Here is a 25,039-nt window from a genome sequence, read left to right as displayed (position 1 = left end):
GCACCCATGGCACTGGTCACGATGTTCGTCAACGGACAGGCGATGTCCGGAGGAACGCTCAACGACGCCCTTCACCGGGCCCGACTGCTCGGCCCGGCGGTCACCGCCCCGAAGTACCAGTTCTTCTCCGTGCGAGACGAATTCCCCGGACTGCACCCCGTGTCCTCTAATGGCCACGCCGTACCCGGTGAGCTGTACGAGCTGGATTACGACGTCCTCCGGGAAGAGCTTCTTCCTCGCGAGCCCGAGGAGTTGGAGCTCGGGGTCATCGAGCTCGCCGACGGGGGTGGCTCCCTCTCGATGCGCATGCGCCGTGAGGCACTCGACCGCTCGGATGTCACCGACATCAGTGAGCTCGGCGGGTGGCTCGCATACCGGGCGACGCTGCGATGAAGGTGATAAGAGGAGGAACCCTCGTCGAGTCGAATTGGCACGGGCCAGCCGATCTCCTGATCGACGACGGCACTGTCGTCGCCGTTCTCTCTCCCGGTGCCGACGTGGACCCAGCAGCGGAGGTCGTCGACGCCACCGGGAAGCTGGTGATGCCCGGAGGTGTCGACCCGCACTGCCACGTCGGCTTCACGTCGGGCGAGTTCACGTCGCTCGACTCGTACCGCGAGTGCACGACGGCTGCCGTGTTCGGCGGCACCACGACGATCGTCGATTTCGCGATCCCGCGGCCCGGTCAGTCCCCGCTCGATGCTGCAGCGCAACAGCGGCAGAAGGCGACCGACGGCCTGTGCGACTCAGCCCTGCACGCGTGCGTCGTCGACTGGGACGACACGACCGCGGACCAGCTCGCCACGATGGCGCAGGACGGCATTCGCACCGTGAAGATGTTCACGACCTACGCCGGCGAGACCATGGCGAACGAGCACACCATTCTCAAGACCATGCAGACCACTCGCGATCTGGGTGGAATGGTCATCATCCACTGCGAGTCGGACGCCATCGTCACGGATTCGCAGACGACGGCGGCCGCCACCGAGGGCATCGACGCGGCCCACATGTCGATGACGCGACCCGAGATCGCCGAGACGGCAGCCGTTGCCGCCATTCTGGCGATCGCGGAGTCTCAGGACGCGCCCGTCCACTTCGTGCACCAGTCCACGGCGGCGGCAGTCGAGTTGGTGGCGGATGCGCGCACCCGCGGACTGGTCGCCTTCACGGAGTCGGTGGCGCACCACCTGATCCTGGACGACAGCGCCTACAGCGGCGAGAACCCCGAACGATTCGTGTGCTGTCCACCGCTCAGGTCGGCCGACGCAGTCGAGGAACTGGGGCAGCACCTGTTCACCGGTCACATCACGACCATCGGATCCGACCACTGCTGCTACGACACAGCGCAGAAGGAGGTCCACAGCCACGATGTCCGCCACATGCCCAACGGGCTACCGGGAGTGGAGACCAGGCTGCCGGTCATCTTCTCGCGCTACGTGCGCGACTCGAACCTGACCGCCAGCAGGTTCGTCGAGCTCACGTCGACGAATCCGGCCAAGACCAACGGGCTCTTCCCTCGCAAGGGAACGCTGATGCCCGGCGCCGACGCGGACATCGCCCTGTGGGACCCGGACGTCGAATGGACCGTCGACGTCGACGCGCTACACATGGCTACGGACTACACGCCGTATCAGGGGATGACGCTTCGAGGGAAGCCCGTCACCGTGCTCGTCGGAGGAACCGTCGTCGTCCAGGACGGGGAGCTGGTCGACGGGACGCCGAGGGGTCGGCATCTGCAGGCTGCCCCGCTCGACTTCGAGGGCGGGCGGCGGACGCAGGTCTGACTTCCCGGTCTCGATGTACCCGGCGCAGTGGGGTGAGGAAGCAGGACGCCGGTGAATGCGCCAGACTTCCACCGTGTCGACGACCGACAGAGCACGCGTCCCCCGTTCCGGCATGGTCGGCGGCACGTTCGCCTTGCTCGGCGCGCTCTACTTCGCGCAGCAGTTGCCGTTCGGCTTCTTCACCCAGGCACTGCCCGTCGTGTTGCGGCGGTCCGGCTACTCCCTGGTCGCGATCAGCGCGAGCGGAGTGCTGTTCGCGCCGTGGGCATTGAAGTTCCTCTGGGCGCCCTATGTCGACAGGTACGGGAGTCGACGACGGTGGCTGCTCTCGCTACAACTCGGCGCAGCGGCAGTCGCGCTGGTGCTGGCCTGCCTCGACCTCACGTCCGGCCTGCAGTGGCTGTTCGTCGGCATCGCCGTCGTGAACGTTCTGTCCGCGACGCAGGACGTCGTCACCGATGGGCTCGCCGTTCGACTGCTCGACGCACGCGACCGAGGTGTGGGCAACGGGATCCAACTCGGGGCGTACCGCATCGGCATGATCGTCGGCGGCGGCGTTCTGCTGTGGCTGTTCTCGTTCGCGGGATGGCGTGCCTTGTTCGTCGCGATGGCCATGTTGATCGTCGCGTCTACGATCCCGGTCCTCCTGCTCCGGACTCAACTCGACAGGGCGGATGTACGACCGGCGGAGTCGACGACCGCAGTCCGCCTCGCCGGAACGTGGTGGGTTCGCCTGCGCCGACCGGGAGTCCTGGCCTTCATCGGCCTGATCGCCGCCTACAAGTTCGGCAACTCGATGGGGTCGGCCCTCGTCGGCCCGTTCCTCTCCGACCTCGGGCTCTCCCTGGGGCAGATCGCGCTTCTCGAAGGCGGCGTCGCCTCGGGCTCCGCGCTCGCCGGTGCTGCACTGGGCGCTTGGTACGCGACGCGCTTCGGCCGACGACGTGCCCTGCTCGTCGCCGGCATCACGCAAACCCTGGCGCTCGGCTTCTACGTCGCCGCGGCACTCGACATCGGCGGGATTGCCCTCGTGGTGACCGCCAGCGTCAGCGAGCACGTATTCGGCGGCGCGGCGACCGTCGTGCTGTTCGCCCTCATGATGGACGCCTCCGAACGCGTCTACGCGGGAACCGATTACACCCTTCTCGCGTGTGCCGTCGTCTTCTCCCAGGGCATCGCCGGACTCGCTGCAGGCGTGGTCGGCCAGGCCTTCGGTTACGCCGCGCTGTTCGGGACGGGCCTTCTCCTGTCCGGGCTGGGGTGCGCGCTCCTGCTCTGGGCGCTGAAGAGAGGCATCGGGCCCGTGCAGTTGGGCGAGTCGGGCGTCATGGCCCCCGATAGGGGCTGACCTCGGCCGCCGTAAGGTCGAACCATGGCAGTGCGCGCGGGTGTGGTGGTCACGGGTAGCGAAGTTTTGGCCGGGCGGGTCAGCGACCGCAACGGACCCTGGGTTGCTCGGCAACTCCTGCAGATGGGGGTCGACGTCGCCCACCTAACGGTGTGCGGTGACCGGCCGGCCGACCTGACGGCACAGGTCCAGTTCCTCGCCGACCAGCACGTCGACCTCATCATCACGACCGGCGGCCTCGGCCCGACCGCGGACGACCTCACCGTCGATACAGTGGCCGCGCTGTACGGCCGCGAGATGCACCTCGACGTCGAACTCGAAGGCCGCATCACGGCCATCGTCGAGCGCTGGCGCAGTCGGCTCGGCAGCGTCGCCGACTCCGAACCACTGCGAGCCGGCGTACGAAAGCAGGCAATGGTTCCCGCCGGAGCGCAGTCGATCTCGCCGACAGGCACGGCACCGGGCGTGGCGATGGCCGACGACTCGGGCACCCTCCCCACGGTTCTCATCCTTCCGGGCCCGCCCTCAGAACTGCAGTCGATGTGGCCGGAAGCGATAGAGAGCGCACCCGTCGCCGCAGTGCTCGCACGGAGAACAGCCGTCACCGAGGACACCATCCGGGCCTATGGATTGTCGGAGGCCGACCTTGCCGCGACCTTGCGCACCGCAGAGAGCTCGATTGCCGGGTTCGGCGATCTGGCGATCACGACTTGCCTGTCGCGCGGCGAACTCGAGATGGTCACCCGCTACGAGGAGTCCGCGGCCGCCGCGTACGCCGACGTGCTGACGCTCATCGAGAAACACCATGGCGCGCAAATCTTCTCGACCGACGGTTCCACCATCGACGACATCGTGGCAACACGATCCGGTGGCCGCCGCATCGCGACGGCGGAATCGTGCACCGGCGGCATGATTGCCGCACGGCTCACCGATCGGGCCGGCTCGTCGGCCTACGTGGTCGGCGGCCTGGTGTCGTACGCCAACGAGGTGAAGATCGGCTCACTCGACGTCCCCGCCACCATGATCGAGGAGCACGGCGCCGTCAGTGAACCCGTGGCCGCCCGCATGGCCGAGGGAGCGCTGCACCGCGTCGGTGCCGACGTCGCCGTCTCGACCAGCGGCGTCGCGGGGCCTGGCGGCGGTACGGAGAGCAAGCCCGTCGGAACCGTGTGCTTCGGCATCGCTGTCGCGGGCCGACCGACCGTCACGCGGACACTGCGGCTACCCGGTGATCGTGCGAGTGTCCGCGCACTCTCGGTCACCGTCGCGATGCACATGCTTGCGGATGCACTGAGCGACGCCTGAGGGCCGGATATGACGCTCCCACGCTGGCAGTTCGCCTCGGATGATCTCCTCACGCGCTACGTCGTGGTCACCCACGAGGACGTGAGCGGCTGGTCCATCCACACCCACCATGTCGACGGCACCACTGACACGTCTCTGTTCAACGAGCAGCCGGGGCTTGTCGACGACACCGGTCGGGTGTTCTTTCACGAGGACGGGCCGACGCAGGTGTGGGCCGCAGAGATCGACGCCGCAGCCCTGCTGGTCAGTCTCGAAACGCCGACGGGCGTCCTGCTCGAGGTCGACCAGTGGGACGCGATGACCGCGTGGCTCGTCGAGTCGATGCAGGACGAACCAGCCGGGCTCGTCATCGATCTCGGTCCCAATACCGACATCCCCGACGACGAGATCGACGACATCGAGCTCATCACCGCTCAGCTTCACCGTCTCGACGACGGGGTCGTGATGGTGCGCCGCTCACGCCGCATTCTGCACACACTTCGCTTCGCCGACCATTCGGTGCAGAAACTGGTTCTCGACAGATGGCACCACGACGGGCATTTCGACGACTGCACCGATGGCTATCTGTTCAGCCGCGACCTCGCTCTCGCCGCCGGCGCGTGCGTTGCCTGGGTGCGTGATGCCGGTGGTGTGGAGGCCGCCGATCGGCTCGGGTGTTCGTTCGACTTCGCGGACGAGTTGCCACGGCAGTCCGAAGGCACATAAAGGGCCCAGTCCCAGTACACGACGAGAGCGCGATGTCCGAAGGCACGGTCCATGAACGTCCACTGACAGAGCCGCCGAAAGCCAGATGAGACCTCCGGACAACCGTGGATGTGTCAGTGAGTGCGCGGTCTGAGTCTGGACGCTAGGCGTCGCACCCTGCTTTGTGAGCCGGCGTCACCTTTATGCTGCTCGAGAAGCTCTTCGATGCGTGACCACGGAACTATTTTCCTGTGCGCCGCGCACTGAGACGAAGGGTTACGCCCGGCCTTCTTGATGGCATCGGAAGAGGCTTCGAGCCGACTCGAGTCTTCACCAAGCGCTTCTGCAAGCCACACCAATCCTGGAGCACACCTGAAGTGGTTGTAGGCGTATTTCGCGTCTTTCCCCGGGTTCTTACGTCCGTAGAAACCCGGCCCATCATACTCACTCAACCAACCGACAAGGTGTTCGCGCTGACTGGCGTACTTCCTATTGGGATCAGCCGGGAATGGCATCGATGCTTCGAGTGCGTCCGTGACCGGTTGTTGCGCTGACAGTTTCGAGATGATGTCGGCGAGTGCACGTGGTTCCACCCAACGCTCCATTTCTTCAACAAGTAGACGTCGAGAGCATCCTAGCTTTCACGCGGCTGCCTCAGTGAGTACCCAAGAACGTCTTGGCAACGGACCTAGCGGATCGCCTCTTCCTAGTTGCCGGGTGCGTCGATCAGTTCGCGATACCTCTCCACCATCGTCCCGATCACCTGATCCCCATCCGCCGCCCAGACAGCCGCGTTGAAGATCTCCACCTCCACATCACCGCGGTAGCCGGCCTCTTCGACCCACCGCCCGATGGTGGCGAAGTCGATCACCCCGTCACCCATCATCCCGCGGGACAGGAGGGGGTCTGCTTCCATCGGCACCAACCAGTCGCACACCTGGTACGAGCTGATGCGGCCACGCTCCCCCGCCGTCTTGATCTGCGCCTCGAGGTCGGGGTCCCACCACACGTGAAACGTGTCGACGACGACGCCCACCGCCTCCACCGGATGCGGCTCCGCCATGGCCAGTGCCTGACCCAGCGTCGAGATCACCGCTCTATCGGCCACGAACATCGGGTGCAACGGCTCCAACGCGATCCGCACTCCGCGCTCCAGCGCGTAGGGCACCAAATCGGCGAGCCTGTCGGACACTCGTACCCGCGCACCGATCAGGTCGCGATCCGGGATACCGCCCATCACCATCACCAGCTCAGGAGCCCCGAGCTCGGCTGCCTCGTCGAGTGCGCGACGGTTGTCGTCGAGCCCGTCGTCGTCGATGGCCGTGAGGAAGCCGCCGCGGCACAGGGTCGACACGCGCAGCCCGGCATCGGAGATCATCTTCGCCGACTCCGTGACCCCGGCTTCCTGCACGCGGTCACGCCACGGCCCGATAGCACCGAGTCCCGCTTGCGCCGCACCCTCGACGGCCTCCTTCAAAGTCCAGTTGTTCACCGTCTTGGTGTTGAGAGACAGACGTTCGAGACTCATGCCGACACCCCGTTCAGCTCCAGATACACGCCCATCCGGTGCACGGCTAAGGCTGGATCTGCCAGCAGCCCAGCACGATCCGCCAGGACGAACAGCTGCGTCAGATGCTCCACACTGCGGCCCGACGCCAATCCGCCGACCATCGAGAAGCCCGGCTGCCTCCCGTTCAACCACGACAGGAACGCGATGCCCGTCTTGTAGTAGTAGGTGGGCGCCGCGAAGATGCGCCGGCCCAGTTCCTGCGTCGAGCGAAGGATCTCCTCGGCCCGGGCCGTGTTGCCGCGATCGAGCTCCTGCAAGGCCGTGGACGCCGCGGGGTAGATGCCGGCGAAGATGCCGAGCAGCGCATCGGAGTGGTGCTCACCGTCGCCCATGATGAGCTCCGGATAGTTGAAGTCGTCCCCGGTGTAGAGACGTACTCCGTCGGGCAGGGCTGCGCGCAGGGCGATCTCGTGCTGAGCGTCCAGGAGCGACACCTTCACACCGTCGACCTTGGCGGCGTGCGCGTCGATCAGACCACGGAACGTTGCGGTCGCCTCGTCAACTGACGCGCTCCCCCAATAGCCCTCGAGCGCGGGGTCGAACATCGTTCCGAGCCAGTGCAACACGACGGGCTCGTCGACTTCGTCGAGCAGCGTCGAGTAGACGGACAGGTAGTCGTCGGGTGACGACGCCACCCGCGCCAGCGCACGGGACGCCATGATGATGACCTTGGCGCCCGACTCCCGCACCACCGCAATCTGCTCGCGGTAGGCGTCGAGGACGCGGGCGAGACCCTCCCGACCCGACGGCAGCGTCGTGAGATCGAGTTGGTCAGTTCCGGCGCCGCAGGCGAGTAACCCACCGACCCGAGCAGCCTCGGCACCGGATCGTCGGATCAGCTCCGAGGTCGCGGCCCAGTCGAGCCCCATGCCGCGCTGGGCGGTGTCCATCGCATCGGCGACACCGAGCCCGTACGACCACAGCTCGTGTCGGTAGGCGAGGGTGGCATCCCAGTCGATGTCGGCCGGTGCGCCCGGGGTGTTGTCGCCCGTCGTACGCGGAATGACATGTGCCGCTGCGTACGCGATGCGCGAGGTGATCGGGGAGGTCGGCTTGGTCCATTCACCGGGCTCCCCCAGCTGATACGAGCCGTGGCCCGGCAGTGCGATGGTCAGGCGCAAGTCGACGGCGGTCACAGCGAGATCTCCGGCACGTCGAGGCGACGGCCCTCCGCGGAACTACGCAGGCCGAGTTCGGCCAGCTGGACACCGCGCGCGGCGGACAACAGGCCGTAGCGGTGCGGACGCTCGGCGATGACGTCGCGCAGGAACTCCTCCCACTGCAGCTTGAATCCGTTGTCCAGATCGGCGTTGGCCGGGACGTCGAGCCACTGGTCGCGGAAGGGTTCGGTGACGGGCAGGTCGGGATTCCACACCGGCTTGGGAGTGTGTGAGCGGTGCTGGGCGACGCAGTTACGCAGTCCCGCCACCGCGGAGCCATGAGTGCCGTCCACCTGGAACTCGACCAACTCGTCGCGGAACACGCGCACGGCCCACGACGAGTTGATCTGCGCGACAACCCCGTTCTGCATCTCGAAGATTCCATACGCGGCGTCGTCGGCGGTGGCGGCGTACTCGTTGCCCTGCTCGTCCCACCGCGTCGGGATGTGCGTGGTGGCCTTGGCGCTGACGGTCTCGACCTTGCCGAGAATGCCCTCGAGCACATAGTTCCAGTGGCAGAACATGTCGACGACGATGCCGCCGCCGTCCTCCGCGCGGTAGTTCCAGCTGGGTCGCTGGGCGGGCTGGCCATCGCCCTCGAAGACCCAGTAGCCGAACTCGCCTCGCAGGGAGAGGATGCGTCCGAAGAAGCCCTCGTCGACCAGTCGCTTCAGCTTCACCAGCCCGGGTAGATAGAGCTTGTCGTGGACGACGCCGGCCGTGACGCCCGCGTTCTGTCCGATGCGGGCTAGTTCGATGGCCTGGGTCAGTGTCTCTGCCGTCGGCTTTTCGGTGAAGATGTGCTTGCCTGCCTTCATCGCCGACGACAGTGCCTCCGCGCGACGTGAGGTCACCTGCGCGTCGAAGTAGATGTCGATCGACGCATCGTCGATGACCGACTGGGCGTCGGTGGTGTACTCGGCGATGCCGTGCAGGGCGCAGAGTTCCTGCAGCTTGGCCTCGTTGCGACCGACGAGCACCGGCTCGACCTGGACGCGCGAACCGTCCGCGAGCAGCAATCCGCCGGCGTCGCGGATCGGGAGGATGGAGCGCAGAAGGTGCTGACGGTAGCCCATGCGACCGGTGACGCCGTTCATGGCGATGCGCAGGGTTCGGGTGGGGTGAGACATCGAATGGCCTTTCTGGCTGCTCGGCAGCCAGGTCTGAAGAGTGCACGACCGAGGGGATCGAGGCGCGCGAGGGCCTCGGGAGACGGTGCGGCGGAAAGTCCTGCACGCGTCGAGGGAGCAAGTCAGATTCGGAATGCGCTTTCCAAGCTATGCTGTCGAGGTCGATCGGTCAACAGGTACCGGCAGACCGCAACGATTTCGTGGGGGTGGCGAGCATGGCGGCAGTGCGATTGCGTGACGTGGCAGCAGCGGCCGGCGTCTCCCAGGCCACGGCTTCACGGGTGCTGAACGGCTCGTCGAGGGTGCCCGGCGAGGGTGTCGCCGACCGAGTACGTGCCGCCGCAGCTGATCTCGGCTACATCGCAAACGCCCAGGCTCAGGCCTTGGCACGCTCGTCGACAGGGCTGATCGGTCTCGTCGTGCACGACGTCGCCGACCCGTACTTCTCCTCCATCGTCCGCGGCGTGCAGAACGAGGCACGCGACGCCGGCAAACTCGTCCTGCTCGCGAGCACCGAGCGCGACTTCGCCATCGAGCGGCAGTCGGTGAGTACGTTCATCTCCCACCGTGCCGACGCCATCATCCTGGCCGGGTCGCGGCAGAGCGGCGACCTCGACCGCGCCCTGGAACGCGAGTTCGAGGCGTATCGAGACAACGGTGGCCGCGTCGTCGTCATCGGCCAGCCGATGCCGTTCGGAGCGGCTGTGGAGCCCGAGAATCATTCGGCTTCAGCGGTATTGGCCGAAGCACTGTACGAGCACGGCCATCGACGCTTCGCGATCATCGGCGGCCCGGGCAACATTCGCACGTCCGCGGACCGTCGTAATGGATTCGTCGAAGCACTGTGCCGCCACGGCATCACCCCGGAGATCGAGGTGGCCGGCGACTTCTCCCGCGACGGCGGTTACAGCGCGGCCCGACGCCTCGCGGCAGCCTTGGAACTGACGCCCGGACACGGCACTCCCCCGTGCGTCTTCGCCGTCACCGACGTCATGGCCATCGGAGCCATCGCCGCGTGGCGTGAGCTGGGCCTGAGCGTTCCTGCCGACGTCTGCGTCGCGGGTTTCGACGACATCCCCACCCTACGAGACCATGTCCCGAGCTTGTCGACGGTCGCGCTGTCTCTCGTCGACATCGGCGAGCGCGCCGTACGGCTCGCACTCGACCCGTCCGACCGCGCCCTCGACGCGCACGAGTACGCACCGGGAACGGTCGTCCTGCGCGCGAGCAGCGCCCTGAGCACGTAGTTGTCCGGTTTCCTTGACACTGTGGGCGCCATCACATTAGATTCGGCCACAGCTTCGGAAAGCGCATTCCAGCGGGGGTAGTCGGACCCGCACCACTACTAGCTTTAGGACTCCTCATGGCGGTAACAACGTCGGTCGAGGCCCCACTCGCTGCACCGTCGGCACCGCATCCCGCGCCGACGCGTCGTCGACGGATTCCCTCGTTCCGCAACACCTGGTCCGGCTTGTGGCGGCCCCTCGCTCTCGTGGCTGCGCTCGTCGTCGCGTGGTGGGCGGTCACGACCACCGAACTGGTTGCGCCCTACATCCTTCCGTCTCCTGGCGACACCTGGTCGACCATGGTGGACAACGCGTCCTACCTCGCTGGCCACACCTGGGTGACCACCTACGAGACCATCGCGGGCTTCGTCATCGCCGGCCTGGTCGGCATCGCCGTCGCGGTGGTGATGATCTACTCGTCGTCGATCGAGAAGACGATGTACCCGCTGATCCTCTTCGCTCAGGTCATCCCGAAGATCGCCATCGCACCGCTGTTCGTGGTGTGGCTCGGCTTCGGCGCCAGCCCCAAGATCCTGGTCGCTGTCCTCATGGCCTTCTTCCCCATCGTCATCGCCGGCATGGCGGGCCTGCGGTCGGTCGACCCGGAGATCCTCGAACTAACATCCACGATGGGTGCGAGCAAGTGGAAGACGTTCTGCAAGGTGCGCTTTCCCGCCTCGCTGCCACAGCTGATGTCCGGCCTCAAGATCGCGGCGACGCTCGCGGTGACCGGTGCGGTAGTCGGTGAGTTCGTCGGCGCCAACGAAGGACTCGGCTACGTGATCCTCCAGGCGAACGGGAACATCGACACCGCAATGCTGTTCGCCGCTCTCATCATCATGTCTCTGCTCGGCATTCTGCTGTTCCTCGTCATCGAGATCGCCGAGAAGTTCCTCATCCCCTGGCATGCATCGCGCCGCTCCACCGCGTCCGTCGGCGCAGTGTGACCCGGCTGCCTCACCCACACCTCCTCGAAAGAAGACTTCCATGAAGCTCAAGACTGCCCTCGTGGCTGCGGTAGCCGCGTCGCTCGCTCTCGCCGGATGTGGCGGCGGCGGTGGCGGTGCGGAGAAGGCTCCCGGCGCCGACGGTGAGACAACCGCGACGTCGCTGATGCTCAACTGGTACCCCTACGGCGAGCACGCACCGTTCTACTACGGCGTGCAGGAGGGGATCTTCGCCAAGCACGGCATCGACCTCACCATCACCGCCGGTCAGGGCTCGACCAAGACCGCGCAGGCCGCCGGCTCGAACCAGACCGACTTCGGCTGGGCCGACTCCGCCGCCGTCATGTCGAACATCGACAAGGGCGTGAAGGTGAAGAGCCTGGGCGTTTTCCTGCAGACGACGCCCTCGGCCGTCCAGGTCTACGCCGACGGCCCCATCCAGACCACCGCCGACCTCGCGGGCAAGACCATCGCCGTCTCCGCCGGCGACGCGCCCACCACCACGTTCCCGATCTTCCTCGACCGCGCCGGCGTCCCCGAGGACCAGGTGCAGCAGCAGAGCCTCGACTCCGCGGGCAAGATCGCCGCGATGCTGTCCGGTCAGGTCGACGGCCTCATCGGCTTCGCGCACGACCAGGGACCGAACATCGCGAACAAGTCGGGCCGCGAAATGCGCTACCTCCGCTACTCCGACGAGGGCCTGAACTTCTTCAGCAACGGCCTCATCGCCAACACCTCCACCATCGAGAGCTCGCCGGAACTGGTGCAGGCCATGGTCGACGCCACCACCGAGTCGTTCGAAGCGGCCATCGCCAATCCCGAAGAGGCCGTCAAGGCCATGGTGGGCAAGGACCCGCAGACCCCGCCGGAGTCGGTGCTGCTGCAGCAGTGGCAGGAGACCATCCCGCTGCTCACCACCGCCAACACCGAGGGCCAGGCACCGGGCGTCAACGCCGAGGAAGACTGGACCAACACCATCTCCATCCTCGGTGACGCCGGGCTGACGGAGGTCGGAGCCGAGCCGTCGAAGTACTGGGACTCCTCCTTCACCTCCAGCAAGGAATGAGCGACGACATGAGCGCCATCACCCACGAACGGCCCACCACCGTCACCGACACCGCCGTCTCGGTCGACAACCTCACCGTCCAGTTCTCGTCCAAGCGTGGCGACGTCACCGCGCTGTCCGACGTCGACCTCAAGGTCGGCAAGGGTGAGTTCGTCTCCATCGCCGGCCCGTCGGGCTGCGGCAAGTCCACACTGCTCAAAGTAGTGGCCGGCCTTACCGGCGCCTCCCGCGGCTCGGTTGAACTGGCCGGCCGCGAGGTCAAGGGACCGCAGCGCAACATCGGTTACGTCTTCCAGCGCGCCGCATTGCTGGAATGGCGCACTGTCCGCAACAACATCCTGCTCCAGGGCGAGATGCGCGGCATGAACAAAAAGGCCGCCGCGGCGAAGGCCGATCAGCTCATCGAGATGACGGGCCTAACGGGCTTCGAGGGAGCACTCCCCCACGAACTGTCCGGCGGCATGCAGCAACGCGTCTCTCTGTGCCGGGCGCTGCTGCACGAGCCCGAAGTGCTGCTGATGGACGAGCCCTTCGGCGCCCTCGACGCCCTCACCCGCGAGAAGATGAACGTCGAACTCCACCGCATCTGGCGGGAGACCGGGACGACGGTCATGCTGGTCACCCACTCCGTCGCCGAGGCCGTCTACCTCGCCAACCGGGTGGTGGTCATGAGCCCCAGGCCGGGCCGGATAGTGGCCATCCTCGACGTGGACCTCCCGGCGCACCGGGAGTACAGCGCGACGATGGAGAAGGCCGAGTTCATCTCCGTTGCGAATACGGTGAGGGATCTGTTGGGGGCCACGACGGGGGCGGACTAGTACTGCTGATCAATGGCGCTGCCATCCAGGGTCATCGTCCTCGGTCGCCACGGTGCCAGCGAAACGCCTCACAGCCCGTAAGCATCACACGGCGACGACCTTCACCCCGCGTCCCGGAAGTCACAGAGCTGGTCCGACGGGGCGAAGAGTCCGTAACCAGCGTCACGCCCTATGGTAACGGCGCCTCGGAGTGGAAAGACCGCTGCCCCAGCTTCGATCTGTGCGCCAACATGTAGACCCTGCCAGCCCGCTCGATCATCATCTCTTGAGCCGAGTCTGCTCAAGCTCCGATCCGCAGATCCCGGGTGACCGCATCCACCCCCACGAATTCGCGACCGAACAAGACCCGCGCCAGCTACGCCTCCGCGAGCAGTCCAAAGACCCCTGCCCCGGGTCCAACACTACTGCCGTCCTTGCTCCTGCCGTGGCAATTCGCGTTCATTCGAACGGTCGGACTCGGGGTGACGATCCGCGACGCAGCGGTCGTCGGTGATTCCACGGTCGTGTTCTGCGATCTGACCACCACCGCACCCGAGACGTGTCCCGGCCTGCGGGACGGTCGGGACGTATCGGGACCGCACCGGACGCCGAGTCACCGATGTTCCGGTGGCGGGGCACCCGCTGCAGCTGCGGGTCACGCGCTACCGATGCACGAATACTTCATGCACGCGGAAGGTGTTCTGTCACAGCACGGATCGACTTGCGAGCGCGGGCTGCACCACCAAACGCCGCTGCGCCCGGTACATCGTGCGCCGGTTGATCCTGGACCGGGCCACCGCCGCCGCGATCGCCCGCGAACTGGATCTCTCGTGGCAGACCGTGAATTCGATCGCGGTCGATGCAGCACCCTTCGGACCCGCGAAGCGTTGCTGTCGGATCAACGGAAAGCCATGCTGGCAGGGACATTCGCTGACCCGAAACACCCTCGGGTGCAGGTGACTTGGTCTCTGTATCCGCGGTTGATTACCGCGTATGCGCACCCCGACCCGAGGCAGGGGCACCGGATGCTCACCCGGTTGATCGACACGATTCGCGCCGAGGTCCCCGACGGGCTTGAGGAGCTTGCGCAGTTGGGTCGGACGTTGCACCAGCGGCGGGCGGACATCCTCGCCTGCTTCACTCACCGGGCCTCGAACGGCCCGATCGAAGCAATCAACGGACGGCCCGAAGCACTGCGCCGCAACGCCCCCAGGTTCCGCAGCCTCACCCAATACCGCATCCGATCACTGCTACGCTGCGGCAACCTCACCCGAGCATTCGACGCGCTATAAGAGCGGAAGCGCCTGTTTCCCACTAAGACTTCAATTCTTTCAAGCACCAACTCCTGGGCAATGCCGACAACGGACAGACCACTCCAAAATAACAGACTGCTCGCGGGATAGAACTAAGCAGAGGTGTCGTCATCAACCCCCTTCAGTGACAGCGCCGGGTCAAGATTCGGCAAAGAACCAGTAAATGGCGGGCTCCCTCCGAGTGGCCGGTCGGTGACGTACCACGAATCGGACTCCACGCCGCTACCGCGCAGGCTCGAAACCAGCTCCATTAGATCGTCCGCATTGTAGCCCTCCCCGATGCGTTCAGAAGCTTTTGCGATTGAAGTCAGGAGTTGCTCAGCTGTCACAAACCTTGCACCGGTCGCGTTTCGAACAGAAACGAGTGCCGCAGGCGTGATGTACGCCGCGAGCAGAACGAGCTTCTTGCCATTATTTATGACCGATTCAACCGCAGCCGAAGTCAGATTCTTTAGTCGCGGTACGCACACGTCCACAGCCTTGGAATTCACCGACCAATGCGACTCTACGAAATGCTCGTTACCTTCTCGATCGGAGACGATTACTCCCATATCCTCAGCTAACGAGTCCAATATTTGGAGATACTCCGCCGGATGCTTCGACTGATACAATCCCTCGCTTACGTCCCCGAAACTTTCACCTCCACCGTTCGGCACGGAAAAGTGGGACCAATTCCGGCCGACCCGACTCCTACTCAGGACTTCCTCCTGTTCGCGTACAGCTAAAGCACGCTTCGCCTCTTCGAGGGCGCCCTTGGGGATACCGGGATGAGAAACTAACGCCACATCGTCGAATAAAGTCGATAAAGAATCCTCCAGCGGTGGTGAGTTCCAGAGGAACGACAGCGTTTCGCGGTGCAACCAGTCGTACCTAAGTCTACGAACCGAGTCCAACCAATATGGCAAACCTGACTCGACCTCGGCCGCCAGACCCAGAACTCTTGTGGTGTAGCTCGCGCCGTCGACACCAATCGCCACTTCGGCTGCGCCACGAAGAACACCTGCAATTTGCTCGCACAGCTGCTCAACATCCGAATAATGCAGTTTTATTCGCGGTTCTTTCTCACGAGGTCGGAGCGCTTCTTCGCTTTTGATGCACTGCTGCAGACGCCTTTGTATGTCGGAGAACTTTATTCCCCGAGACCATTCGAAAGCTACTACCGCTCGTAGCAGCGCCCTGACATCAGCATCACTCGCATGTTCGCCGTCCGAGTCCAGTAGATTTCGCAATTCTTCCGACAACACCACAGAACCCGATTCCACTAAAGACGAAGGAAACTCAGCCTTGCCGTCCGATATGCGTTGTGCGCTTATCATTCTTTTATCTTTTGTATCTGCGCAGTAGGCGTTTGCTATTTCAATAACGGAATCTTTCAAAGACGGTAGGTGCCGTGCCGATACTGGAGGTAACGAAATCCATCTCGTTGCGCCCTGAATTGCCCTACTGCGACATGTATTCCACAGCAAGTCTATATCTCCAGCATTTGCGCATGCGAATCGCGCCACGCGTTCTAAAGTGCTGGCCATTCCAAGCTCTAGACTCGAATGTGCTAGAGCATGACCCAAACCTGTCACCGCTATCTTGCCATCCGCGCGCTCGTGCAGAAGTTGCCTTGCTTGAAGTTCTTCGATGAGCGACGATGCTGGCGGGACTTCAACACCATCCTCTGCAGCAAGCAGAAGTGCCGAGCGAATCTCGTCAATCCTGCTATGAAAACTTTCTGGCCTTCGCCCATAGCCGTCAACACTAAGCACCTGCAGCGCAAGTGCTGCTATTTGTTCTGGCGTTCTATAGTTTGACCTTATTGTTATCGATTTTCGAAGGCCCCGGACAAATCTGCTTGTAATATACTCGGCTTTGATCAGAGCATTTTTCTCCGTTTGTGTCGTGTCGACGTCGCGCAAATCATTGAGAGTTGGGACCAAGAGGTAGAAGGACCCTCTAGAGGATTTTGATTTGCCCAGCCTTCCCGCCCTACCGGCTTTATTGTCGAGATTTTCAGGCGAGAGGATTACCTTGGATCCGTCCGGACCTCCATACCCCGAGATTGATGTTGCGATCACTACGTCTGCTGGTAGATTAATCCCCATTGCCAAAGTATCTGTCGCTACTAACACGCGGAGTAAGCCAGTGTCGCTGCGGAACTCATCTTCAAGTATCCGACGAAAACTAGGGGCGTACTCAGCGCTATGTGGCGCGACACCATGCAGAAGGCCGCGCAGGATGTAATCCTTTCCTGGAATATCAGAGTTTCGCAACGTTGAGTAACGCTCGTGAGAATCCTTCGGCGGTTGCGGCGACGCGTATCTGCCGTTTGCCCAGGGTGAACCCTTAGTGGGCGTAAATGTGCGTCCCAAGATAAGCTTTTGTATCGCTATGGCCAGGTCGCTTGCTGCCCTCCTCGTGGCCACAAAGCAAATTATCCGCTGATTGTCATCTTGTTCCAATAGAAGATCGACCAAAGTGGCAGCTAAACTCTGCGTTATTCCCAATTTTTCAATATTTGAAGTTGTTTGATCGGTGAGTTTCGCTCTCTCGGTCAGACCATGCTCGGTGTACGGTTCCGCGGCTGGCGGAGAGGCACCTTCTATGTTCAATAGGTGCGAATCCCGTTGCTTTACCCAACCAACCGAGTCCACTACGAACGTGTCCAAAGGTATCGGGCGCTCGTTCGATGACAATAACGCGGATGAATCGATACCCCACCATTTTCTTAACAATGATGTCGCTGATAGTCCAAGGCTCGGCGACAGGCCAAGCAGAGCAGGTCTCACCTCGGCCGGTAGCATCTTTACAACTGTTAAAATCGCTTCAAGCTTAGATGCCCGTTCGCTACCATCTGCTAATGTTTGAAATTCGTCGACCACAAGAAGAGAAGTCCTGCTCAACGGCTCTCTTCCGTTAACGAGATACACGCCTAGCTTTTCGTAGATCGCAACCGCCACGTCGAACTGGCCTCGAGCGACAGGCCGATCACTGTCCGGGAAATCGCGGCTAGCGGCATAAATCTTGAACTGCTGATCTCGATTCTGATTCCAGTAATCGCTCCAAGGCGTCCAATTCTCATACTCCTGGCGCACAATTGCTTTCGTCGGGTACAACGCAACGGCAGTGCGCTTGTTTGCTACGGCTATGTTCATTGCGATCCGCGCCAAGGTAGTTTTACCGGTGCCAGTAACTGCACAAAATAGGGCTGATGTGCGGTCAGATGCCGCTTTCCCCCCTGCGTACAGGGCATTGGATTGAAAATCATTCAGGACTCTAAGGGAGCCGAGTTCACGCTCTACCTCAGTCGCAAAGCCTTCCGGTAAAGAATCAATTCCAAGTAGACTCGCGAGCGCTTGATTTGCGTCTGAGTTTGATCCGCTTTTTCTCTCGGAATGTATTCCTACTGAACGGGTGGCACTCTTCGCTTGAAGTTCCACGGCTTGTTCCGGTTGCGGTCCAAGCGGTTGTGCTTTGAAAATCCCGTCCAAGAATGGACCCAATGCTGAGTGATCGGGACCGTAAGCGATCGGCGTCAACCTGCTGTCAAAGTCGCGTTTGTCGTCGAAAAGTTCAGCCTCATTGTCTGGCAAGAATAAGTAATGACGTTCCGGTGAAGAGCCTTGAGTGCTGCTCAGCCAATCAAGAAGTTGGCCAAGAGTCGGGTCATTGGTCCCAGCTCCGCATCCGATTAAACACAAAGAATTCCCCATGAGAATTGTTTGAAGGACGGATAGCGAGACACCCTTATTCCCAAGACGTCCGTAGTCTTGCCCCGATAAAATAATCGACTCGCTGTCATCGTGATGACCGTGCAAGTGAAACACGGCCTCTCGAGGTGATCTGTCGTACACAGTTGCGGCTAGTTCTCTACGCCAATGGATTGGTTTCCGGTTTGGATATGCGTCCTGCCAGGTGTCATCATAATTAGTGGTTAAAACGTAATCTACATCCGGCAGGGCTGCTGCGAGCACTGGATCTTTCCCGCGAGGTAGAGAACCCACGGTTCGCCGGATCCAATTGCGGTATTCACCCGAATTGCCTCCTCCAAAACTTTGCGAACACCCACTGGGCGATTGTGATGAGATCGTCCGTATCAGGATTGTCCTCTAGCGTGTCAAGATGCGTTTGAGCTCGCCGACCAGTAGGTCCTTCAGCGAAATGTTGCAGGCCGTCTCGCAGTAGACCTTTCCAGTCTGCCGCGGGCGCATCGCCCGTGAATGCACGTGTAACTCCGGTTCCGAGCAAGATCGCGATCCGATTTGCCTGAACATCCCGAGAAAGTTGCTCCAGATAAGCGTCTTGCCGTGTCATGAGACGAACAGTACTCGCGATTTGGCAGACTTCCACTGTTATGAGTCATCGCCCGTCGAGATGCGCGTCCGACTGCTTAACAGTCAAGGTGTCGCAGTATGTTGATCACTCCTTGACATGCGTCGGCTCGGTTGTGTTACTTCAGAGACTATGTATGGTTTGTACGGCTAACCAGCGCGCGGGTGAGATGGCGGCATCAGGCAGTCTTACAGATTTCGTCGAACGTGGTCACCACCGGTGCGCCGAAGTCTGATTGAGCGCCTATCACGCTGGCCACCTGCAAGTCCTCGACGTCCACGCCGATCGAGCCGCCGTGGACCAGTGCGAAGTATGTCCGGGTGGGGCTGGCTGAGTGGCGGTCGGGATAGTCGGCAAGCAACTCGTCGTGGGAGGTGACGACTTCCACGGTCGATCCCGACCGAAGCACCTTCTCGATTCTTTGCGCACTCCACAGGACGATCAAGTCGGTTCGCAGCGCTGCGCTGTCGTGGCTCACTGCGCCTGCTCGGGATTGGTCAGCACGGAGCAGATACCGGCCGTGACGCATCGTCCATTCGAGGTGAGCAGGAGATTTCACATAGCCGAGCAGTACCGACACATCGGCCGGCGGCACAGTCCGAAGGCTGTGGCGCAAGCCCGTGCCCACACTCTCGCCATAGGCTTCGCGTGCCCAGTAGTCCGCACGGAATCGCTTCGTGCTGCGACTGGCAACGTGTGTGACGAGCTCACGTAAGAACAGGCGGATCGTCGCGGCCTGGCCGGAGTCGGCAGACCCGTCAGTGGTGGGTCTCAACCCGAACGCACCGACACCGGGAACGAGCTCTGTGAACGGCTCATAGGTGCGACCGCCCTCATCACGGCCAGGAAAAAGTACATACGACCCCACCGAGCGTCGGATCGCATCTCGGTATGCATGCATCTTCTCGATGTCCGCACGCTTGGCGGTGCCTGGCTCCTCGACAACATCTTCGTCCTCTGCCGCATCTGCCCACGCGACACCCACGGTATCGATCCGATACTTCGCATCGAAGTGAACGATGACCTCAGCAGCCTTGTCGTCGTGCGGCGTGATGACGAGCGTGATGTCGGGCCGCATGCCCACAGACCAACTACCGTTGGCGGAGGTCGAGTAGCTCTTGTTGTAATGCAGAGCCAGGGTCATCGGTACCCCGAACGACGTGGTCTGTAGCGAGAAGACTCGCCCACGGCTGAGATCGATCTGTAGACCACCTTTCGACACGGTGTAGGCCCCAGAGAGGCTGGCCTGCTCACCGGAGATCTGCTCCACGATGGCGAGTACCTGGAGGAAACACCAAGTCTCGTAGCTCTGGGCGATGTCACGAGTGCCCGCCGGGATGCGGTCGTCGCTCGACCAGGACACCTCGAACGCCAGAAGGGACTGCAGCCACTGCGCGTACAACTCGCGGTATCCCGCCCGTCGCTGGACCACATTGGTGGCCGTCCTGGCAGGATCGAACCGTCCGACGTGGCGCAGCACAGGCGACGCGAGGTGCTCGTCGAGCTCGCTCATGACATCGTCAGCCAGCATCAGGCCCTTGATGCGGCTGTCCAGATCGACGGGGGCCGAGTCCAAGATCGCGCGCACCGTGCGGGCGTGGTCGCGCCACTCCTCCAGCATGAAGCGCACGAACCGGTTTGCCGGTGTGTCCACCGTCTCCTTGAACGCGGTCGAAGCAAGCCTGCGCGGAAAGCCAATCGGCGCCCCTCCGAGCGCGACGAATAGGTCCCCTTTACCTGCTGAACGGGTGAGCGTTCGCTGATTGGCTCGCGCTCGCTGGAGCGGTCGCTCCTCCTCGTAGGCCTCGTGGAGCCTGTGCGGGTCTCTATTGATGCGCGCGAGCGCGGCTTGAACATCGGTGGACCGGAGCCTCGCTGTCAAGGAAGCGAAACGTTGGTAGACGGTGCGAGCGTCCTGCCCGTCGGACGACGTGGTGAATGCCGCGACTTCCGACGGTGAGAATGCGTGAAGAACGAGGTCGACCAGCTTGTCGAAGATCCCTGCGAGCATCCAGCGATACTCACTGCGATACAACAGCTTCCGTGATCGTACTTCCACAGGGAGCACAGCTGTGCGCGTCGAGCACTCGATTCGAAGCTCCGCCGTGCCGATCCATCGGCGTGGCTTGAGGCGCCCGTGCAGCGGTACATCCGCCATCCCGCTCCAGAACGACTGAGGGTGCAATCCCAACACCTCCGCGCCGGGGGCCGAGAGAACGTATTCGTACTCGACGTCCTCCATCAGCTGAAGTACGGCCTCGCCCGCGTGTCCGGTCTCGACATCTGCATCGTCACGGACATCCGCAGTGAGGTATCCGCCCACCGAGTCGACGCCGTCTCTCGCCGAGAGGAGCACCAGGTCGCTCTCTGATTTTGCAGTGACTCGAAGAATCGCCGGCACGGTCGTGCCGACATCGAGCTCCAGGTCGAGGCTGAACGACATCAGTCGGTGAAAGAGACGAAGTGGTTGGCGTGAAGCAGGTCTCGCATGCGATCGATACGCCTCATCGTTCGCGGGAGTGTGTGAGTCTGATCCGACGAGAAGTCATACAACCCGTCCAACAGTTTCTGCACACGACGCTGGGCTCCGTGTATGCGCGGCAGGATCTTCTGCATCATCTGGATATCCAGGACTTCAGCATCGGTGTCACACAATCGGCCCTCAAGTGCGAACCACCGGAATCGGACCGCTTCCTGGAACACCCTGTGCCCGAACTCGAAGTTGTATTCGGCGAGTAGCTTGTGCAACTCCCGGAGACGGGCCTGCAGCTTCTCGGATCCCTCCAGCAGGGAGTCCGACTCCGATAGAACCTGGAACGATCTGGCTGTGGCAGCGCTGGCGGGCTGCACCGGTGCGATGGCCCCCAACCCTGCTTGCAAGGCGTCGGATGCCACTCGAAACTCGATGGTGTTCGCGCGATCGAGGACTTTGGGTGAGAACGCGTAGGTGGTCTCGTCGGCGTTCACGGTGCCGATCACGAAGACATTCTGAGGCCACGCCACGTGTGAAGGCTCCGAGATCGGTTCCCAACCCGTCTCAGTACGCAACAGGTTCGGAACTACCCGCTCCCCCGACTCGATCCCCGACAGCATCTCTGCGAAGTATCTCTCCACATGAGCCAAATTCATCTCGTCGAGAAGCAGGATGAAGGGCATGGTGGGTTCGGATCGTGCACGCATGAGGAACTCGAGAACCTCGGGGACATGCCATCGCTCCTTCCCGTGCGCCGCACCCATCAAACCGTCGCGATAGCCCAGGGTTGCATCGGGTGATGTCCAGTCCGGCCGGACCGGGACGACGCGGTACCGATCGCCACCGAGCCACTGCCCCAACGCAATCGCCAGCCTGGTCTTACCTGAGCCCGACAGTCCGCTAAGGATGGCGAAGCGCTTCGTGAGCAAGGACGCGATCAGGGTTCCGGTGATGTGATCGTGCTCCGAGCCCCAGTTCAGACCACTCACCTCGGTCGCGTCTGCGAATTCGGAGAGGAGCTCCGCGATGGGCAACGTGTCCTCCTCCTCATCAACCGGCGACGCGAAAGTCATCTGCCCGTCGATCAGAACTGGCTGTCCGCCAGCCGATGCCGATGCCTTGGCCGCAATCATCACACGTGGATCGGCAATCAACCCCGACTTGGCCGCGACGTTGTCGACGCTTTCCAGCTCGATGAATCCGAACTGGTAGGGATAGACGACTTCGCCCTGCTTCTCGTCGGGCCAGAAGGAATTCGTGGTGACGACCATCGGGCGGGTTACGCGAGCCCGCACGACCCTCTCGACCGGCTGAGTGATGAACTGTTCCGGTGACTGCCGCGGGCCAAACTTTGCCTTGAAAACGAAAAGGAGGTGGTCTCCGACCCGCGGGTCGTTGTCGTCGGTCGGCTCCTTCTTGAACGCCCACGTCCCACGTTCCCCTCCGAACGGGTAGTTCGCGCTGGACGCGTCGGTCATGTACACGACCAGTGTACGAGCAGGCTGTGATTTGGCGTCGGTCCCAGCCGCCGGCGGCAAAGTTTTGGGAGCCGGGTGCCACAGGGGTCGAATCTCAGGTGAGTAGTAGTCGAAGTCGTCACCCAAGTCAGGGGTCAGCTGGGTGCGGATCTCGATGAGCTGACGGTCGATGTCGTCCGAATTGCCGGCGAGCTCGGGCCAACGAGTGACGATGAGTTCCTTGTCCGCCATCTTGGAGATCGGTTCGAACACCGATGGATGCATCAAGTGCAGGAGCAGCTCGCGTTGCGCGGTAGCGCTTTTCACCGGTACCGACTCCAGGAAGTCTTTCAACATCCACGGATCGTCGAACAGATCCCGACGGTCGTCCACCGACGAGTACGCCTCAAACAACGTGACGCCGACGCGGACGAGGTACCCGATGTGGAGGTCCCGTCGGGTAGACCAGAACGTGCCGGGTCGAATGTGGGCGACTTCGAATGCCTGGTCGAACTCGGAATCGAGAACGAAAGGATCCTTGCCTAACTTTAGTACTGATTCGACGATCTCGCGACGACGATGCGGACCCACCGAGTGCGACGGCAGAAGGTAGAGCAGGTGAAGCTCTGCCATCAACAGAATCTGGTCGTCGGTTGCGCCGTCCATCTGGAGTTCAAGTTTCGACAGGTAGTTCTGGGCGCTGATGTCCGGGCGGTTCACGAACAGCTCCTCCAACGCGGAGAAATTCATCTTCGTCCAGGCTGTCCGCGTCGGGTCGAAGAACGACGTCCCGTCCACGTAACCGTTGTTCCTGAACCGGTCTGCTACCTCATATAAGGCTGGATCACCTGTGCGCTTACCCGTAGCCGTCACTGATCAACTCCTCGCTGTCACGTCGGGACGACGATACGTCGTCATCCGACAAGGTCCCCTACATCATCCTTGAGTTGCCGGATGCGCCGCAGCAGACCGATCGAGCACGTACGTTGGTGTCGTGCGAGTAGGAAACGGTCTCGGTATTGAGCGGACGACGCGGCTACTCTCCGGTTCGATCTGGAACGAACTCAGCCAGTTGGTCGAATCTCATCGCAATCACGTCTCGGCGGCCATCGCATACGTCGGAACGCAGGGCAACAAGACCCTGCCGCTGGGCCGAGGGTCGAGCATAGTGGTCAATGCTTCGCGACGCGCTGTGGCCGCCGGATCCACTGATCCGAACACCCTACTCGCGTGGTTCAAGGACGGGGTGATGGTCTACTCACACCCGAAGCTTCACGCAAAAGTCGTGCTTTTCGAGCCGGAGAAACAGGAACCTTTCGCGGTTGTCGGATCGGGGAACGCATCAGGCGCATCAGCTACCTTGTGGTCGGAAGCCGCTCTGATGACCGACAGTGCGGACTCTGTCGAGGAGGTTCGCGGCTATCTCGTCTCGGTCAAATCCGACGCAACGAGGCTGTCCAGAACAGATCTCGAGGAACTGGCCAAGATTTACGGCACCGAGCGTAATGACTCAGGTGTAGACGACGCTAACGAGGACGAGGACCCCGAGCTGAACGAGAGCACCGAAGTCCAGGCGGAGAGGGTCTTTCAGCTTTTTCCGGCTTTGATGTTCGAGGGGGACGACGTGTCGGCTGAAGCCGACCACGTCGCCGAGGAACTCGCAGCCGAGCACGGAGCCGCCACCGACAATTCGGAGCAACCCGGCGAACGTTTCCTCTACACCTTCCACAACGAACTTTTCGACGGCCAAAGTGCGCACCTTGCGGAAGGCATGCACGTTGCACCGGTGATGGTGACTCGCAAGGGTCGACGTCGTACGGACAGTGAAGTTCACCCGCCCGCGCGGGTAATCCATAGAATCATCGATAGAGACGTGTCTCCCCAACGTGTGTACTACTTTGTGCTCGGCCGCAAATCGATCCATGAGCCTCTTCTAAAAGACCTACGCGACGTCATGGATGATCTCGGCGTAACGCTGGACCACCAGGCCGGGTACACGCGTCCGCAGGTATTGCGAGCCATACTCAGCCTCTGGCCAGATCTCACGCACCTGACCACGCACAGGTCGACCTGACGGCAACCGGTCTGGTCGAGTGACTCGCACCTAGCTGTAGCCTGCCCATCCTTCCGAGGGACGTCTTTGAATGGATGGGGCACTTCCGGATATGGAGCGCAGATGAGTGGCTGTAGCGCGAACCGGGGGTGGTATCGATGCAGTGTGGCGGTTTCCCGGAGGCCGGTAACGGGGGTTCTCACCCCGGACTGGTCACCCCCCGTTGAACTCTGCAGACGAGAACGCTAACAAGCCGCTTCTGCACTGGCAGAGACGATAGTGCGAACTGTCGAGTTGGGTGTGACCATCACCTCATGGAAGGAAAGACATTCGTGAAGCTCAACACTGC

Annotated in this window: 17 protein-coding genes; 11 read left to right on the top strand and 6 right to left on the bottom strand. The window is 62.5% G+C overall.

The features are described from left to right. Nucleotides 1-6 precede the first annotated feature (6 nt). The 5 genes from HQ312_RS14860 (at nucleotide 7) to HQ312_RS22240 (ending at nucleotide 5,142) form a co-directional block, all read left to right on the top strand. Nucleotides 7-393, top strand: a complete 387-nt coding sequence (locus tag HQ312_RS14860) for a gamma-glutamylcyclotransferase (protein ID WP_222639072.1) — start codon at nucleotides 7-9, stop codon at nucleotides 391-393. Next, nucleotides 390-1,784: a dihydropyrimidinase gene (gene hydA / locus HQ312_RS14855; RefSeq protein WP_222639071.1), complete on the top strand. Its 1,395-nt coding sequence runs from the start codon at nucleotides 390-392 to the stop codon at nucleotides 1,782-1,784. The genes HQ312_RS14860 and hydA overlap by 4 nt, the downstream gene beginning before the upstream one ends. A 112-nt stretch (nucleotides 1,785-1,896) precedes the next feature. Beyond that, complete coding sequence (locus tag HQ312_RS14850) at nucleotides 1,897-3,132, top strand: MFS transporter (protein ID WP_222639193.1); 1,236 nt, start codon at nucleotides 1,897-1,899, stop codon at nucleotides 3,130-3,132. A gap of 24 nt (nucleotides 3,133-3,156) precedes the next feature. Beyond that, entirely contained in the window at nucleotides 3,157-4,437 is a 1,281-nt protein-coding gene (locus HQ312_RS14845) for a competence/damage-inducible protein A (protein ID WP_222639070.1), read from the top strand. A gap of 9 nt (nucleotides 4,438-4,446) precedes the next feature. Further along, nucleotides 4,447-5,142, top strand: a complete 696-nt coding sequence (locus HQ312_RS22240) for a hypothetical protein (RefSeq protein ID WP_308123896.1) — start codon at nucleotides 4,447-4,449, stop codon at nucleotides 5,140-5,142. Nucleotides 5,143-5,827: 685 nt separating this feature from the next. Here HQ312_RS22240 and HQ312_RS14835 read toward each other — a convergent pair. The 3 genes from HQ312_RS14835 to HQ312_RS14825 are packed head-to-tail and all read right to left on the bottom strand — an operon-like array spanning nucleotide 5,828 to nucleotide 8,981. Beyond that, a complete protein-coding gene (locus HQ312_RS14835; protein ID WP_222639069.1) occupies nucleotides 5,828-6,649 on the bottom strand; it encodes a sugar phosphate isomerase/epimerase in 822 nt (273 codons plus the stop codon). Beyond that, on the bottom strand, nucleotides 6,646-7,827 hold the full coding sequence (locus tag HQ312_RS14830) for a dihydrodipicolinate synthase family protein (RefSeq protein WP_222639068.1): 1,182 nt from the start codon (nucleotides 7,825-7,827) through the stop codon (nucleotides 6,646-6,648). Before HQ312_RS14830 ends, HQ312_RS14835 begins: the two co-directional genes overlap by 4 nt. Beyond that, nucleotides 7,824-8,981, bottom strand: coding sequence for a Gfo/Idh/MocA family protein (locus tag HQ312_RS14825; protein ID WP_222639067.1), 1,158 nt, complete (start codon nucleotides 8,979-8,981; stop codon nucleotides 7,824-7,826). Before HQ312_RS14825 ends, HQ312_RS14830 begins: the two co-directional genes overlap by 4 nt. A gap of 215 nt (nucleotides 8,982-9,196) precedes the next feature. Here HQ312_RS14825 and HQ312_RS14820 point away from each other — a divergent pair, with 215 nt between their 5' ends. From HQ312_RS14820 to HQ312_RS14800, 5 genes are all read left to right on the top strand, one after another. Then, nucleotides 9,197-10,228, top strand: coding sequence for a LacI family DNA-binding transcriptional regulator (locus HQ312_RS14820; RefSeq protein ID WP_222639066.1), 1,032 nt, complete (start codon nucleotides 9,197-9,199; stop codon nucleotides 10,226-10,228). A 116-nt stretch (nucleotides 10,229-10,344) separates the two neighbouring features. Beyond that, a complete protein-coding gene (locus tag HQ312_RS14815) occupies nucleotides 10,345-11,214 on the top strand; it encodes an ABC transporter permease (RefSeq protein ID WP_222639065.1) in 870 nt (289 codons plus the stop codon). Between the two features lie 40 nt (nucleotides 11,215-11,254). Further along, on the top strand, nucleotides 11,255-12,280 hold the full coding sequence (locus HQ312_RS14810; protein WP_027504834.1) for an ABC transporter substrate-binding protein: 1,026 nt from the start codon (nucleotides 11,255-11,257) through the stop codon (nucleotides 12,278-12,280). An 8-nt stretch (nucleotides 12,281-12,288) separates the two neighbouring features. Then, on the top strand, nucleotides 12,289-13,098 hold the full coding sequence (locus HQ312_RS14805) for an ABC transporter ATP-binding protein (protein WP_222639064.1): 810 nt from the start codon (nucleotides 12,289-12,291) through the stop codon (nucleotides 13,096-13,098). Between the two features lie 809 nt (nucleotides 13,099-13,907). Next, on the top strand, nucleotides 13,908-14,369 hold the full coding sequence (locus HQ312_RS14800; protein WP_222639063.1) for a transposase: 462 nt from the start codon (nucleotides 13,908-13,910) through the stop codon (nucleotides 14,367-14,369). A 113-nt stretch (nucleotides 14,370-14,482) separates the two neighbouring features. Here the strand turns inward: HQ312_RS14800 and HQ312_RS14795 are convergent, their stop codons facing one another. From HQ312_RS14795 to HQ312_RS22235, 3 genes are all read right to left on the bottom strand, one after another. Beyond that, complete coding sequence (locus tag HQ312_RS14795) at nucleotides 14,483-18,349, bottom strand: SIR2 family protein (RefSeq protein WP_222639062.1); 3,867 nt, start codon at nucleotides 18,347-18,349, stop codon at nucleotides 14,483-14,485. 536 nt (nucleotides 18,350-18,885) lie between these two features. After that, the gene (locus HQ312_RS14790; RefSeq protein WP_222639061.1) at nucleotides 18,886-21,150 is read right to left on the bottom strand and encodes a DUF2357 domain-containing protein; all 2,265 of its coding nucleotides are present in this window, start codon (nucleotides 21,148-21,150) and stop codon (nucleotides 18,886-18,888) included. Then, nucleotides 21,150-23,435 carry an AAA family ATPase gene (locus tag HQ312_RS22235; RefSeq protein ID WP_222639060.1) on the bottom strand — a complete coding sequence of 762 codons (2,286 nt, stop codon included), beginning with the start codon at nucleotides 23,433-23,435 and terminating at the stop codon, nucleotides 21,150-21,152. Before HQ312_RS22235 ends, HQ312_RS14790 begins: the two co-directional genes overlap by 1 nt. Nucleotides 23,436-23,631: 196 nt before the next feature. Here HQ312_RS22235 and HQ312_RS14780 point away from each other — a divergent pair, with 196 nt between their 5' ends. Next, complete coding sequence (locus HQ312_RS14780) at nucleotides 23,632-24,711, top strand: phosphatidylserine/phosphatidylglycerophosphate/cardiolipin synthase family protein (RefSeq protein ID WP_222639059.1); 1,080 nt, start codon at nucleotides 23,632-23,634, stop codon at nucleotides 24,709-24,711. The last annotated feature ends 328 nt before the right edge of the window (nucleotides 24,712-25,039 follow it).

Source organism: Rhodococcus sp. BP-316 (genome assembly GCF_019836105.1).
GTDB lineage: Bacteria > Actinomycetota > Actinomycetes > Mycobacteriales > Mycobacteriaceae > Rhodococcoides.
The sequence above is the reverse complement of the archived record's forward strand: the minus strand, read 5'-3'. Positions and strand labels throughout refer to the sequence as shown.